This window comes from Paenibacillus nuruki (assembly GCF_963311185.1).
Lineage (GTDB): Bacteria > Bacillota > Bacilli > Paenibacillales > Paenibacillaceae > Saccharibacillus > Saccharibacillus nuruki.
Genome location: NZ_OY725677.1, coordinates 4,902,093 through 4,916,751, shown reverse-complemented (window position 1 = coordinate 4,916,751; position 14,659 = coordinate 4,902,093). Strand labels below are relative to the sequence as shown.

Here is a 14,659-nt window from a genome sequence, read left to right as displayed (position 1 = left end):
ATTTTTCTATATTTTATTTCCTTATCCTGTCATTTTGAATCCTTTGCCTAATACTTCTTGGGCATTGCTAATAATCACAAAAGCATCAGGATCAACCGAGCGCACAATGGTTTTCAAGCGACTGGCTTCATTTTGTCCAATGACGACCATTAATACGGTTCGTTCGTCACCAGTATACCCGCCTTCACCATTAAGCTTTGTTAAACCACGATCCAGATCATTCAAAATCGCTGTTTGCATTTGTTCAATATCGTTGGTGATAATATACGCTACTTTGGAGTTACTGAATCCTAGCTCTACCGCATCGATCACTTTACTGGTGATATACAGACTAATTAATGCATATAATGCTTGTTCTGGTTTGAGTAATAATCCTGCAAACACAATAACACTACCGTCTGTCAAAATCACACAAAAGGACATGCTGAATCCCGTATACTTTTGAATAATTTGCGCTAATATAGATAATCCGCCTGTCGAACCACGTCCACGAAATACGATCCCAAGTCCTAATCCCACACCGATCCCTCCATACAATGCTGCTAATAAAGGGTTAGTGGTAGGCACAGGAAAACTACTCGTCAGATAGACAAATAAAGGTAGCACAATCGTTCCGATTAACGAACGCATTCCATATTGTCTACCTAGTAAAATAACACCTGCGATAAATAAAGGAATATTAAGTAGCCACTGAATATAAGCGGGTTCGATCCCAAGCAGTTGGTTAACAATAATCGATATCCCGGAGACCCCTCCTGAAGCGATATGATTGGGTAATAAAAACAGGTTAAACGTCAGTGCCATAATAAAAGCCCCTACGATAATCAACAAAATATCCCAACTGTTGCGAAGAGGTCCTGTTAATGGAATCATTGGTGGTTTACGTCTGCGTTGTCCTGTACGAGGTTGCATGATCATTTCTATATTCTCCTGTACTCATTATTTTGCATAAAGTTACATAGCTTTCTTATTCTAACGCAACCCTATTTATTTGAAAAGAACATACAGTACCGTAGTGTAGCAGAGATGTTTTGCTTCGCCACCATCTTTTTAATCAAATATAGAAATCTTTATATCGCTATAGACTAAAAGTAGATCTATTTTCGTAATTGAAGCACAAAAAAAGCCTGATATGAAAGATAACTCTCATACCAGACTTTAAACGATCGATTATTATTCAACTTCAATTTTGAGCTTACTGCGTAAAAATCCATCGATAAATGGATCTAAATCTCCATCCATTACTGCACCGATATTTCCTGTTTCGACAGAAGTACGGTGATCTTTGACCATGCTATACGGATGGAATACATAAGAACGAATTTGACTACCCCAGGCAATCTCAGATTGCTCGCCGCGAATCTCATCCAATTGCTTACGCTCTTCTTCAATTTTACGTTCTACTAATTTGGAACGTAACATCGTCATCGCATGTTCACGGTTTTTGATCTGCGAACGTTCACTCTGACAGGTAACAACAACCCCAGAAGGTAAATGCGTAATCCGTACAGCAGAATCGGTAGTATTGATATGCTGTCCACCGGCACCACTCGCACGATACGTATCAATTTTCAAATCTTCTGTACGAATTTCAATCGTAGAGTCATTCGTAATCTCTGGCACCACATCACAAGACACAAATGAAGTATGACGACGACCTGAAGAATCGAACGGAGATATCCGTACAAGACGGTGTACCCCTTTTTCAGCTTTGAGATAACCGTAAGCGTTATGTCCTTTGATTAGCAACGTTACACTTTTAATTCCAGCTTCATCGCCAGCAAGATAATCCATAACTTCCACTTTGAAGCCACTTTTCTCTGCCCAACGTCTGTACATACGGAGTAACATTTCGCCCCAGTCCTGCGACTCGGTTCCGCCTGCTCCTGGGTGAAGTTCTAAGATAGCATTCAAGCTATCATAAGGTTCATCTAATAGTAACTGCAATTCAAAAGCTTCGATTTTGCGAACAAGCTTTTTCACACTTTCGGTTACTTCTTTAGCCAGTGATTCATCATCTTCTTCATCCGCTAATTCTGCCATTAGGCTAGCATCATCATGCTCTTGTTGAAGCTCTAGATAATCATCTACAGCACCTTTAACAGCATTCATTTCAGAAATGACTTCTTGTGCCGATTCGTTATCATCCCAGAAGCCGGGTGCAGACATTTTCTCTTCAAAGTTAGCAATCAGCTCACGCTTCAGGTCTAAGTCAAAGAGACCCCCTAAGGTTAGATAATTTGGTAGCCATTTCACGTAAATCATGTTTTATACTCGGATCGATCATTGGTACATTCACCTCTTCATAATGAATAGATATTTTGCTGTGCAAAAATCTTCTTTTATTTAAACCATTAACGCTTTTACTTCCAAGCGTTATAGATAGCGATTCATTGATCCAACAAGAGACACCCACGATAATGGTGAGTGTCTCTTGGGATACAACAAATCTAGATATTTGTATTCAATTGATTATGAATTATTTACGTCTACGACGACGTTCTTCGCGAGAAGGACGTTTTTCAGCTGTTTCGCCACCGCTTGTGCTCATTTTGCTTTCATCTACAACGGCTTCGCGTTCCTGATTACTTGCAATTTGTGCTCTCATCACATAAGTAGCGACTTCTTCTTGAATTTCAGCGATCATTTGGTTAAACATTTCGAAGCCTTCGAACTGGTACTCACGCAAAGGATCTGTACCACCATAAGCACGAAGATGAATACCTTGACGCAATTGTTCCATCGCATCAATATGATCCATCCATTTACGGTCAACTGCACGAAGAACGACTACTTTTTCAAATTCGCGAACCATTTCTTCGCCAATTTCTTTTTCACGTTGCAAGTAACGAAGTTCTACACGCTCGAACAGATAGTTAACCATCTCTTCTTTTTCTTGCTCATGTAGTTCTTGTTCTGTAATAGTACCTTCTTGTAAGAAGTTATTGTTTACATAATCTGCAATCGCTTGAAGTTCCCAGTTCTCAGGGATATCGTCATTACAATGTACTTCGACGATACGTTCAATACAAGGCTTGATCATTTGCAATACAACTTCACGAATATTATCGGATTCTAATACTTCACGACGTTGTTTGTAAATGATTTCACGTTGCTTGTTCATCACATCATCATACTGCAAAACGATTTTACGCATATCAAAGTTACTACCTTCAACACGTTTTTGAGCGGATTCAACAGCACGTGTAATCATACGACTTTCGATAGGCTGATCTTCTTCAAAGCCTAGTTTCTCCATCATATTCATTACATTATCTGCACCGAAGCGTTTCATCAGCTCATCACCAAGAGAAAGATAGAACTGTGTGGAACCTGGATCACCTTGACGACCGGCACGACCACGAAGCTGATTATCAATACGACGCGACTCATGACGCTCTGTACCGATAATATGAAGTCCACCTGTGTCTTTTACACCTTCACCAAGTAAAATATCTGTACCACGTCCAGCCATATTGGTAGCGATCGTTACTGTACCCGGTTGACCAGAACGTGCAATAATTTCTGCTTCTTCTGCATGGTATTTCGCATTAAGAACCTGATGCTTGATGCCTTTGCGTTTCAACATTTCAGAAAGACGCTCAGAGTTCTCAATCGATACCGTACCAACAAGAATCGGTTGGTTTTTCTCATGACGTACAACGATTTCGTCGACAACAGCGCGGAATTTACTTTCTTCGCTCTTATAGACAACATCAGCAAAGTCTTCACGTTGATTCACACGGTTAGTAGGTACTTGAAGTACTTCTAGACCGTAGATCTTTTTGAATTCTTCTTCTTCTGTTTTCGCTGTACCTGTCATACCTGCAAGCTTTTTGTACATACGGAAGTAGTTCTGGAACGTGATTGTAGCCAGCGTCATACTTTCGTTTTGTACTTTTAACGATTCTTTCGATTCGATCGCTTGGTGTAGACCATCACTATAACGACGACCAGCCATTAAGCGACCTGTAAATTCATCAACGATTAATACTTCACCATCAGCGACTACATAATCCACATCACGACGCATAATCGTATTTGCTTTAAGCGCTTGTACTACATGATGATTGATCGTTACATTTTTATTATCGTACAGGTTTTCAAGTCCGAAGAAGTTCTCAGCCTTTTCTACCCCTTTTTCAGTCAAAGCTACCGATTTCACTTTAATATCTACATTAAAATCATCTTCGATTTTCAATGTTTTAACAAAGCGATCCGCAGCAAAATACAATTCAGTCGATTTCTGTGCTTGTCCTGAAATAATCAATGGTGTACGAGCTTCATCGATCAAGATCGAATCCACTTCATCAATAATACAGAAGTACAATGGACGTTGTACCATTTGCTCTTTGTACAACACCATGTTGTCACGCAAGTAGTCAAATCCAAATTCATTATTTGTACCATAAGTGATATCACAAGCATAAGCCGCTTGCTTCTCGTCATGTTGCATACCGTTCAGGTTAACCCCTACAGTCATGCCTAAGAAGTTATAAATGCGACCCATTTGTAGACTATCACGTTGAGCCAAATAATCATTAACAGTAACCACATGCACACCTTTACTAGCAAGTGCATTTAGATATACAGGGAGTGTCCCTACAAGTGTTTTACCTTCACCTGTTTTCATCTCTGCAATTCTTCCTTCATGCAGAGCGACACCACCGATCAATTGTACGTCAAAATGACGCATGCCTAGCACACGTTTGGAAGCTTCACGTACAGTACAGAATGCTTCTGGCAATAGTTGATCCAGTGTTTCTCCTTTTTCCAGACGTTCGCGGAATTCAGCCGTTTTGGCTTGCACTTCTTCATGAGACAGTGCCTCAAATTCCGGTTCCATTTTATTAATGATCTCGACGGTTTTCAATAGACGTTTAACATCACGTTCATTGGTATCGCCAAAAATTTTCTTTACAAGTCCTAGCATGGTTTACCCCTTTCGCGCAAAACAGAGATAGATTATTGAATAATGCAAATACCGTAACGCTTATGGGGGATTATTCAATAACCTCAGTTGCAATAAATTGTACCAGTTTCAGGGAAAAGCCGCAACAAAACAGCGCATTTCCTATACTTCTTTGACATATGATAAAATTTCAATAGGGCACAAGATCAATATATCCCGTGCCTGACTATATCCATATGATGTTCGTCATCGTTTTTTGAGAACTTCTTCTACTTATTACGCAAAAGAACACAAAATGTTTCTTAAATCATTCAAGTCTTATTATACCGTACTGTAGAGCGGGTTGTACAATTTTTCCACGCAAAAAGAGCCTATCCCGAAGGATAAGCTCTGATTTTATATCAATTAAAAGTTATTCTTGTTCAATAAGTCCGTATTTACCATCATCACGACGATAAACTACGTTTACCTCTTGCGTGTCTACGTTGGAGAATACAAAGAATGTATGTCCAATCATATTCATTTGCAAGATCGCTTCTTCAACGTCCATAGGCTTCAATAAGAAGCGTTTGTTACGGACAACTTCCAATTCATCTAATTCATGTTCAATATCCGCATCCTCAGCAACAGCAAGTGCAGCAGCCGTAGGATCTTCTACGAAGAAGGATTTCAAGCTTCCCTCTTGGCGGAATTTACGATTTAATTTAGTTTTATGTTTGCGAATCTGACGTTCCAGCTTATCCACTACAGAGTCGATTGAAGAATACATATCTTCACTGCGATCTTCTGCACGTAAAATAAGTCCTGGGAGAGGGATAGTAACCTCTACCGTGTGCTGTCCACGATTAACACTAAGTGTAACCGTTCCGTCAGAAACGGGAGGTGAATCAAAATATCTTTCAAGTCTGCCTAACTTTTTGTCCACATAATCTTTCATAGCTTCAGTAACATCGATTTGTTGACCACGTATAGCAAAGTTCATAAGGCACTCCTCCTTTAGGGAATTATAACATAGATGTTAACGGCATGTAAAAAGGATACTGGTGCAAATTAGCAGTGACATTACATTGTCAAATATAGCCGTCAGAGTACCCGCGTCTGACCTTATATGATAAAGCTGAATATATAAGGATACTTCTGTCAAACGCTTGCAAAATCCTCAAAACTACTTTCGTCTATAACACGTATAGCATCGAAAATAGCTCATCTATTATGCCGCCCTTGTTCTCCATTAACCAATCTATTGCCTGTTAAATCGCTTGTTATGTGACAGATCACTGAAAGTTATTGATCAGTAAGTACCTAAGTTATTCATAAGCTTGTCACATCATAGAAAAAGACTCCGGAGTCTCCGGAGCCTTAGCGTAATAGTCAAATGTGTAACCATCAATAATACCTATGTAGGTCGGCAAATGCCAAAAGGATGATTATAATTTGATAACGTTAGCTGCTTGTGGTCCACGTGCGCCTTCAACGATGTCGAATTCTACGGATTGACCTTCTTCTAACGTTTTGAAACCTTCAGTTTGAATCGCAGAAAAGTGTACAAATACGTCTCCGCCTTCATCAGTCTCAATAAAACCATAACCTTTTTCTGCGTTAAACCATTTTACTTTACCATTCATGCAATAACATTCCCTTCGTTATCAAATAAGTAGAGTAAGACATTGCCTACATTTATAAATATACCAAATTTGGTGGGTAAATGTCAATTGGTAAAGTAAATACTTTCATGGTATTTTATTACAATTATATTGTTCCGATTGTTAATTCATTATTTTCACTATTTGAATATACAATATTCAACATTATTCGTAAATAGTCTTGTTAAAGCGACCATTTCACTTTAACGAATCGTATCAAGATACCCTTTTAATTTCTCAAGAAAATACGTGATATCCTGATGATTAATATCCCCAATATTTGCAATACGGAAAGAAGATAATTGACCTATTTTACCCGGATAAATGGTAATTCCATATTCATATAAATAATCATGCATATGGTCAAAATCATATCCAGCTATTGCAGGTTCTTGAATAGTGGTAATAATTTTGGAATGGTGTTCTAAAGGTACTAGATACTCAAGCTCTAGTTGATCCAAGCCTTTGATCAACGTTTCCCATGAACGTGTATAACGCGCATAACGTTGTTCTACACCTTCACGTTGTGTTTCAATAATCGCTTGTTTTAATGCATAAAATGTCTGTACCGGTGGAGTAAATCGCATCTGCCCTGTTTTCTCAAAATAGGCATATTGCTTATATAGATTCAAATAATAATTTTTAGGGGTGTGATGTTGTAGAGCTTGAAGCTTGTCTCGATCAGCGATCACAAAGCCAATCCCTGCCATGCCCTGAATATTTTTGTTCGAACTAGATATGAGAAATGAGATTTGGCTCTGCTTCATATCAATAGGGATCGCTCCATATGAGCTCATCGCATCTACTATAAGCTCTACATTGTAACGTGCACATATATGACCTAGACGATCAATATCATTCAACAGTCCACTGGTTGTCTCATGATGTACGATAGCTACATGTGTGAATACATTTTGGTTACGTTGTAAGACTTGTTCAATCTCATCAAGCACTAGAGGTAGAATAGGTGAACTTGAGAACACTTCGTAATCGATCCCATAAGCTTCTACAATCTCAGCCATACGCTCGCCATAAGCTCCATTACTAATAATCAGTAATTTCCCTTCACCGATCACAGAACTAAGCACAGCTTCTACAGCAGCTGTTCCAGATCCACCAAATAACACTGTTGTATATTGATTGATAGGAGCAACCAAAGACGTTAATTGCTCTGCTGTCCATTTCATCAATTCACCAAATTCAGTCTCGCGCGGGCAGATATCAGGTACAACTTGAGCCCATTTCACTGTATCTGTTGTGGTAGCCGGTCCCGGATTCAATAAAATATGACGGCGAATAGGTACAGTATCATTTGGTTTCTGTTGCAATTTAGGATAAATCTCATTTTGCGCCCGTATAAGGTGTTCTTCGGTATCGATCTCACACCATACATAGTGCTCTAATTTGTATACCATTAATGGTTTGTGCTGACTTACAGCTACAAGCGCTTGTTCATAATCCCATTTCAAATGTACTGCAAACACATCTGCTGACCATTGGCACATCCGCTTATACGTATCGATAGAGATTTTGCAAATGCCTACAAGCTCAGCATCTGCACTTTTCAATTCAGCTAGCTGTTTGGACATATTCACTAAAAAATGATTATGATCATATTCGATATACACTTCATCATTAGAATGAGTTGTCCCACTGGCTAGAATCATATCTTCAACTGTATCGTCTAATAGACATTTCAATCCTGCTGGATCATACAACAGATCAGATTCTAACAACAAAAAGTCAGACGTTAATACATCTTTCATTTGATATAACGTGTACATACTTCCACTATCCCGATAATCTTTGTTATGAATACAAGTGATCGCTGGATACTTTTCAGACAACTGTTCATAAAATTCAGATAAATAACCTGTACCTATCATAATTTGCGTGATGCCTGAAGCCAGTAATTGTTGAATAGAACGTTCTACAATCGCCAGTCCATCGATTTCAACAAATCCTTTAGGTTGATGAGTTGTTCGTTCTTTTAACCGACTGCCTAACCCTGCTGCTAGAATAACGGCTGTATTTACCATTTCTCAATCACCACATTAAATCGGAATTTGTTATTACCGTAATTATCAATCTGCTGGTCGCTACAATGCACACTTGCCTGCTTGCCTTGCATCACTTGCTCTATAAACTGACGATCATAAAACAAATGATCCAGACCTTTATACTTTTCTTCATATTCGCCTTCGGATAAAGCCCCTTTACGAATAGCCAATGCTTCTTCTTCAAAAGCAATATCATTCAAGTCCAGCAAAATCACTCTTCGCTTAGCTTTGGCATACATACGTTCAATCACTTCTGTCGCATACGTCAACGAAGGAAAATACTGAAACACACTATTAGCGATCACTACATCAGAGGAGTGAGAAGTATCTAATTGTAACGCTTCTTGAACATCAAAGTTCATATTGGGCATCACCCTATTGGCAATCTCAATAAGACTCGAAGAATAATCAATCCCACCTACAGCATGACCTTTTTGATAAAAAGGATATAAAAAAGCGCCGCTACCGCAACCAATCTCATAAATAGAATCATTAGGTACAATCTGGGCTAACTGAGTGACATATTCGATATAAGCTAGCCAATCAGGCGCAGCAATTTTGCCTGCACCTGAGTTAAAGCCATCTGCTTCAATTAAAAATTGTAAATCTTGTTTTTCTGCTGGAAGTTGTCGGGTACGTGACCAAATCTCTTTCCAATCAGCCATTGATATACTTCACCAGCCTTTCTTTCACTTCATAAGGCTTAATACTCGGACGACTCAAATTATCTTTGGCGCCTTTGGTCGTTGGTATATAGATGAATGTCAGTTGTGGCTGTTGTTGCCATAATGTGATTGCAGTCTCTAATTGCTCGATTGTATAGACCACTTCAACATGGCTGTATCCACATCCAGCAGCAATCGTCGCAAAGTCGATCGTAGCAGACACCGTATCTTGTCCACCTGTAGAATCATGGCATTGATTATCCAGTACCACATGAAGCAAATTCTTAGGGCCGTATTGTCCATTCGTCGCTAAATTGCCCATTCTCATTAATAGAGCGCCATCTCCATCAATTGCAATCACTTTTTTGGAAGGTTGCGCTAAAGAAACACCTAACCCCAGTGAACTGATACAACCCATAGAGCCGACCATATATAAATTTTGAGCTGAATCTTCTACTTCATATAACTCTCTGCCTGTAAATCCAGTCGTCGCTAATTGAATCGAATTGGAATCTTTCAAGCGATTAATCGTATCTAATACTTGGAATCTCGTTAATAATGAGTCTTCTTGATCGGTAGGACGACTCACTGTAGCAGATTGGTAGGTTTTCAAATGAGTAGATTGTTGTAGAGCTTCTTTATTAAACGTTCCTTTTTTGACAACAAAGAAAAACGTTTGATTTTGAGCAATATATTCATTTGCTTGTTGTAATTGAGCTTTGGCTTCTTCCCATTCTTCTGCAAGATATGCCCATTTCACCTGCATCAGATCAAGCATTTGAGTCGTGATTTGCCCCATTAACTCATGTTGAGGCTCATCTGCAACGCCTACTTCTCCACGTAGACTTACAAAGCCTAGCACGGGTAATTTAAACGTATAATTTAGTGAAGTCAAAGGCGAGACTGCATTGGTCAGACCAGAGTTCTGCATCAGCACTACAGCTTTACGTCCTCCCAGATAAGCACCGCTTGCAATAGCAACAGCGTCACCTTCATTTGCAGCGCCTACATAATCACATTCATTAATTGCATAATTAATCAGGTCTTTGAGAAAAGAACAAGGTACACCTGTAAAAAAGTCAAACCCTAAATGCTTCAGTTCTTCGCCAAATGCTTTCGTTTCGATCACAGCAATTCACCTGCTTTTTGCAAATCAACAATGCTATCAATATTAAGCCAATCTCCTTTAATAAATTTGATAGCTACAGGGTGTTCTTTCACTAATTCATTAAACAAATCGACCACAGTTAATTGATTGAAATTCACTTGCTGTGCTAATAGTTCTAATGTTTCTTTAACAGCTTCAGCGCCTTTTTGCGAGACTTTCCAGAGTCCAATAAACTCTCCATTAAATGAAGTATAATCTTGTGATTCACTAATACGGATTAACTTCACTGCTGTTGAATACATATTGCGCGAATAAGGCTTCTCACTGACTACAAAATCTTGTGGCTTGCCAGACAATTCAGGATCAGCATCAACCACAATCGTAATATCATTTTCGTCATTCAACAAATCATTCAAAATGTAATTTTTGTAGATAATATCGCCATAACTGATCAGTGTAGCACTGCCTGCTATGTTGTCTTTCGCTAGATACAAAGAACTCAATTCTTGTGTAGAAGCATATTGATCATTGTCGATCGTCGCAATATTATTTAACGCAATTTGCTCTTTGGCAAATCCACGTACAACAGCAATATCTTTAATACCTACTTTGTTCAGATCATCGATTTGTCTGCTCAATATCGGCTTACCATTCACTTTCAACATCGTTTTAGGAGTATCTTGTGTGAGTTCACCCAGACTACCTTGACTTGCTGCCAAAATAACCGCATTGATTTTTTTACCGGATGTTGGCAAATAGCGTTTTTCTGCTTCTTTTAGTTCATCTGCTCCTTGCAAGCTGAATACTTCAGAAACAGTGGTAATTTTACCTTCTACATTGATCAATGATTGATCACGATAAATTTGTTGTACAGTCTGTTGCATCGATTGAATAGCAGAACGAAGCGTATGATTCGCCCAGATCACCATGTTGATGCCCATATCTCTAAATTGATCAGTAGGTGTAGAATAATATTTGGTCGGTACAATGACAATGGGATGGCGATTGCCCCATTCTTTCATAAAGGCTTCAATATCTGAACTATCCGCCTTTTTACTATGCACCAAAATCGCATCTGCTCCTGCTAAACGGTAAGCTTCTGCCCGGCGTAAAGCTTCATCTAGTCCCCAGCCAGCAATAAATGATTCTAAGCGTGCAACTACACAAAAATCGTCATCCAATTGTGTTTCTTTAGCCGCTTGAATTTTGCCACAGAACTCTTCAATATCTGCCAAAGGTTGTGTTTCTCCTGAGATAAATGAGTTTGTTTTAGGGAATAATTTATCTTCTATACATACACCGGCTACGCCACGTTGTTCAAGCTTCCGAACCAATCTACGCATATTGTTGAAGTTACCATAACCTGTATCTCCATCTAGCAAAATAGGAAGTGTTGTAGCATCATTCATATATTCCATTACATCAAGAACTTGTGTCCAAGAAGCTTCGTTGTTATCCCGTACACCTAGGGAAGCTGAAATGGTCAGTCCACTTCCCCAGATGCCTTTAAATCCAGCTTCTTCTACAATTTTGGCAGATATCCCATTATGAGCTTCCATAATAAAATCAAGTTCAGAACTTGTAATCATTTGTTTGAGCATTTGCGTTTTTCTCATTACTATTTCATCCTTCTCTTTAAGTTAGTCGCGAGTCTCAAACAATATCTGATTAAAATTTCGAGTTGCTCTGAATATGCTCCCATATCATCTGCTCATAATAATCTGCTCGATCAGGTAATAATTCAGTTTCGTCTGCACCTGTAACTTTATTGATCAGTCTTAGTGTGTACTCATTCAGATCAATTAATCCATCATTTTGGATCGGCGTTTCATTTTCAAAGTAAATATGATGCACATCATCAGTCAATGCCGCTTTATACGTCTGATTCGGATGAATGGCTTCAGTGTAAGTAAATGTTCTAGCCGTGTCGCCACCAAATACCACAGGCAATTGACCATCAATATCTGTAGCAGCCGGTAGATTCGCTAAATGAAGCAGTGTAGGCAAAATATCAATCGTAGATATCAATTCATCAGATTTTCCGACAGGTGTAGATCCACCTTTGATCATTAAGGGAACCTTGCTTCTACTTTTATTAAGAAGAAACGAATCTTCACTTAAAAAAGATTGTCCATGGTCTGAATATAATGTAACCAGAATCTCTTCATCATTAAAATTTTCCTTAATATAGGTGTATACAATATTTAAATAGAAATCGAGACGTGTAAGCTCAAGTCCGTATTTATAATATTTATTCTGATCATAAGATGTTAATACAGTGGTACTACCTTTTTTATTAATATTTAAACGTCGACTAATATCGATTTGGGTCTGAATAGCTAGATTATGATGGACCTCATCTGGAACATGATGTAAGTCACTTAGTGAAATACTCAAAAAATTATTCTGATCTTTAAATGCTTCAAGTTGTTCAATAGATTCTATTACAACTTGTCGACAATCCATTCCGCCCATAAAGTTTTGATACAACGTGCGATCAAATCCTTTATGGTAACCATGTGCTGGAGTTACTCGCCAATCTCCACTAATTTGAGTTGTCATATAACCTGCTTCTTCAAAATGTTCCTGAAGCATTTTACTATAATCTGCAAAATTATAATTAAATTCCGGATGATATAAATGATGTTTCGTTGTGTATTTGCCTGTATATATACTGGCTATACTAGGCAAAGTCCATTCACTCGTAGCATAACAATTGTTAGAATAAAAACCATTTTCAAAAAAATGGTGAGTATGTGGCATTAGTGTTTCTAGATTATTATCATGTAAAAAAACTTCTGATACGCCATCTATAAATATGTTAAAAACTAATTTTTTCTTGCTAGCTTTACCTTTAATTGGAATAGGTTTCCCTATAAATAAAGGTTTATTCATATCAATATTCAGTAGACCTGTCTCATCAAATCGTAAATATTGAAAAGAATTATATTTTAGATCATTACTAGAAAAAGAATACGTTTTGTTATTTAATTCAAAATCAATATAAGTATTCTTCTCCAAAGTAGATATCGGTAATATCGAAGCTTGAGTCAAAACAATTTGATGCTCTGAATCATAAATCTTCCCTTTTAAACTTTCTGTTGGATAAGCTTGTGTAGTTTGAGTTCCAATATCAGCTATGTTAATTGTTCTATACATATTCGTCATGTATTCATCTTTTGTTCCTACAGCTTTAGGAGAACGAATAGTACTTTCAAAATGAGAATTTAAAGGGAATTCACGATAATCTTTTTCATCTAATAGACGACTACTGTATTTCAAAATATCAATTAGTTCTTGCGGATATCCTTCATAAATTTCTTCTAATAACAGATTCATTCGATGGATATACGTTTCAATCAATTCACGATCTTGATCCGTAGAAGAAAATTTAAGTGCTCTTACATATTGATAATAACTTTCAGCCATTTGATATTTCAGTTCATACACTATACCTAAATTAAGATGAAGATCAAAATGAAACGGATGAGACTCAAGTCCATTTTTGATCAAAGCTTCTGCTGCATCATAATCCCCTTTTTGAAAAAAATAATTACTTTGGATAGATATTAGATTGGCATCTGAATTTATCTCTTTATAATCGTTGATATTACTATCTAAAGTAACAGGGTCATTGTTTTGAAAAGCCGCTTTAATCGATTGATGCAATTGTTTGAGTTGTTTAATATTACTTTGAATAGGATACTTTCTCATAGATGTCATCTCGTTTCTTTTCAGTTCATACCATATTTTGATTATAAAATCTTCATCTTATTTAGAAAGAACGCTATCTATACGCATTATAAAAAGTATTTAAATTTCAAGTAATAATAATCATTTTTTTTATTTTTCTCTACTAATGAGAATTTAGCGTTTACAAATGTACGAATAGACGGTGTGTTTTCTTCTTTTATATAGGCATAAATATTTTTAATATTTTTTATTTTTTGAATATAGTGAATACTTTCATTAATCATAGGAATGGCCCAACCCTTACCTCTTTTAGAATGATCTATAGCTATACTTATCACAGCATCAACATCTGAAATATTGAATCGTACAAAACCTATAGGTTTATGATCAACTTCTGCAATAAGAATCACGATATTAGGATTTTCCATAACAGCTACAAACCATTGTTGATGTTCTTCTTGAGAAATTGGTTCTGAATTAAATGACATTTTTCTACTTATAGGATCATTCGACCAATTGTAAAGAAGCCATATATCCTCATATATGACCTCTCTAAAGTTAATTTGAATTTCACTCAT

General features: G+C 37.5%; 11 protein-coding genes. All 11 read right to left on the bottom strand.

Annotation, left to right across the window (positions count from 1 at the left end):
• Positions 1-21: 21 nt before the first annotated feature.
• The 11 genes from RCP16_RS21815 to RCP16_RS21765 all read right to left on the bottom strand — a co-directional run bounded on the left by RCP16_RS21815 (position 22) and on the right by RCP16_RS21765 (position 14,659).
• Positions 22-918: a YitT family protein gene (locus RCP16_RS21815; protein ID WP_137225366.1), complete on the bottom strand. Its 897-nt coding sequence runs from the start codon at positions 916-918 to the stop codon at positions 22-24.
• Positions 919-1,173: 255 nt separating this feature from the next.
• A protein-coding gene (gene prfB / locus RCP16_RS21810) for a peptide chain release factor 2 (protein ID WP_137225364.1) occupies positions 1,174-2,287 on the bottom strand; the annotation gives its coding sequence in 2 pieces (ribosomal slippage) (positions 1,174-2,214 and positions 2,216-2,287; 1,113 coding nt in all).
• 192 nt (positions 2,288-2,479) lie between these two features.
• The gene (gene secA / locus RCP16_RS21805) at positions 2,480-4,933 is read right to left on the bottom strand and encodes a preprotein translocase subunit SecA (protein ID WP_069328531.1); all 2,454 of its coding nucleotides are present in this window, start codon (positions 4,931-4,933) and stop codon (positions 2,480-2,482) included.
• A gap of 391 nt (positions 4,934-5,324) precedes the next feature.
• Positions 5,325-5,894 (bottom strand): ribosome hibernation-promoting factor, HPF/YfiA family, encoded by a 570-nt coding sequence (hpf, locus tag RCP16_RS21800; RefSeq protein WP_069328532.1) that lies wholly within the window; start codon positions 5,892-5,894, stop codon positions 5,325-5,327.
• 445 nt (positions 5,895-6,339) lie between these two features.
• Positions 6,340-6,537: a cold-shock protein gene (locus RCP16_RS21795; protein ID WP_069328533.1), complete on the bottom strand. Its 198-nt coding sequence runs from the start codon at positions 6,535-6,537 to the stop codon at positions 6,340-6,342.
• 221 nt (positions 6,538-6,758) lie between these two features.
• A complete protein-coding gene (locus RCP16_RS21790) occupies positions 6,759-8,594 on the bottom strand; it encodes a 2-aminoethylphosphonate aminotransferase (protein WP_308641327.1) in 1,836 nt (611 codons plus the stop codon).
• Positions 8,588-9,280: a class I SAM-dependent methyltransferase gene (locus RCP16_RS21785; RefSeq protein WP_308641326.1), complete on the bottom strand. Its 693-nt coding sequence runs from the start codon at positions 9,278-9,280 to the stop codon at positions 8,588-8,590. Before RCP16_RS21785 ends, RCP16_RS21790 begins: the two co-directional genes overlap by 7 nt.
• The gene (gene aepY, locus RCP16_RS21780) at positions 9,273-10,409 is read right to left on the bottom strand and encodes a phosphonopyruvate decarboxylase (RefSeq protein WP_371748143.1); all 1,137 of its coding nucleotides are present in this window, start codon (positions 10,407-10,409) and stop codon (positions 9,273-9,275) included. Before aepY ends, RCP16_RS21785 begins: the two co-directional genes overlap by 8 nt.
• Positions 10,406-12,004 carry a phosphoenolpyruvate mutase gene (gene aepX / locus RCP16_RS21775; protein WP_308641325.1) on the bottom strand — a complete coding sequence of 533 codons (1,599 nt, stop codon included), beginning with the start codon at positions 12,002-12,004 and terminating at the stop codon, positions 10,406-10,408. The genes aepY and aepX overlap by 4 nt, the downstream gene beginning before the upstream one ends.
• 52 nt (positions 12,005-12,056) lie before the next feature.
• Positions 12,057-14,102 carry a sulfatase-like hydrolase/transferase gene (locus RCP16_RS21770; RefSeq protein ID WP_308641324.1) on the bottom strand — a complete coding sequence of 682 codons (2,046 nt, stop codon included), beginning with the start codon at positions 14,100-14,102 and terminating at the stop codon, positions 12,057-12,059.
• Between the two features lie 86 nt (positions 14,103-14,188).
• The gene (locus tag RCP16_RS21765; RefSeq protein WP_308641323.1) at positions 14,189-14,659 is read right to left on the bottom strand and encodes a GNAT family N-acetyltransferase; all 471 of its coding nucleotides are present in this window, start codon (positions 14,657-14,659) and stop codon (positions 14,189-14,191) included.

What these genes read in the sequence shown, in the direction of transcription:
- RCP16_RS21790 (WP_308641327.1), bottom strand. Translation starts at nt 8,594, where the DNA reads ATGGTAAATACAGCCGTTATTCTAGCAGCAGGGTTAGGCAGTCGGTTA.
- RCP16_RS21815 (WP_137225366.1), bottom strand. Translation starts at nt 918, where the DNA reads ATGATCATGCAACCTCGTACAGGACAACGCAGACGTAAACCACCAATG.
- RCP16_RS21795 (WP_069328533.1), bottom strand. Translation starts at nt 6,537, where the DNA reads ATGAATGGTAAAGTAAAATGGTTTAACGCAGAAAAAGGTTATGGTTTT.
- RCP16_RS21770 (WP_308641324.1), bottom strand. Translation starts at nt 14,102, where the DNA reads ATGAGAAAGTATCCTATTCAAAGTAATATTAAACAACTCAAACAATTG.
- secA (WP_069328531.1), bottom strand. Translation starts at nt 4,933, where the DNA reads ATGCTAGGACTTGTAAAGAAAATTTTTGGCGATACCAATGAACGTGAT.
- RCP16_RS21765 (WP_308641323.1), bottom strand. Translation starts at nt 14,659, where the DNA reads ATGAGTGAAATTCAAATTAACTTTAGAGAGGTCATATATGAGGATATA.
- RCP16_RS21785 (WP_308641326.1), bottom strand. Translation starts at nt 9,280, where the DNA reads ATGGCTGATTGGAAAGAGATTTGGTCACGTACCCGACAACTTCCAGCA.
- hpf (WP_069328532.1), bottom strand. Translation starts at nt 5,894, where the DNA reads ATGAACTTTGCTATACGTGGTCAACAAATCGATGTTACTGAAGCTATG.
- aepX (WP_308641325.1), bottom strand. Translation starts at nt 12,004, where the DNA reads ATGAGAAAAACGCAAATGCTCAAACAAATGATTACAAGTTCTGAACTT.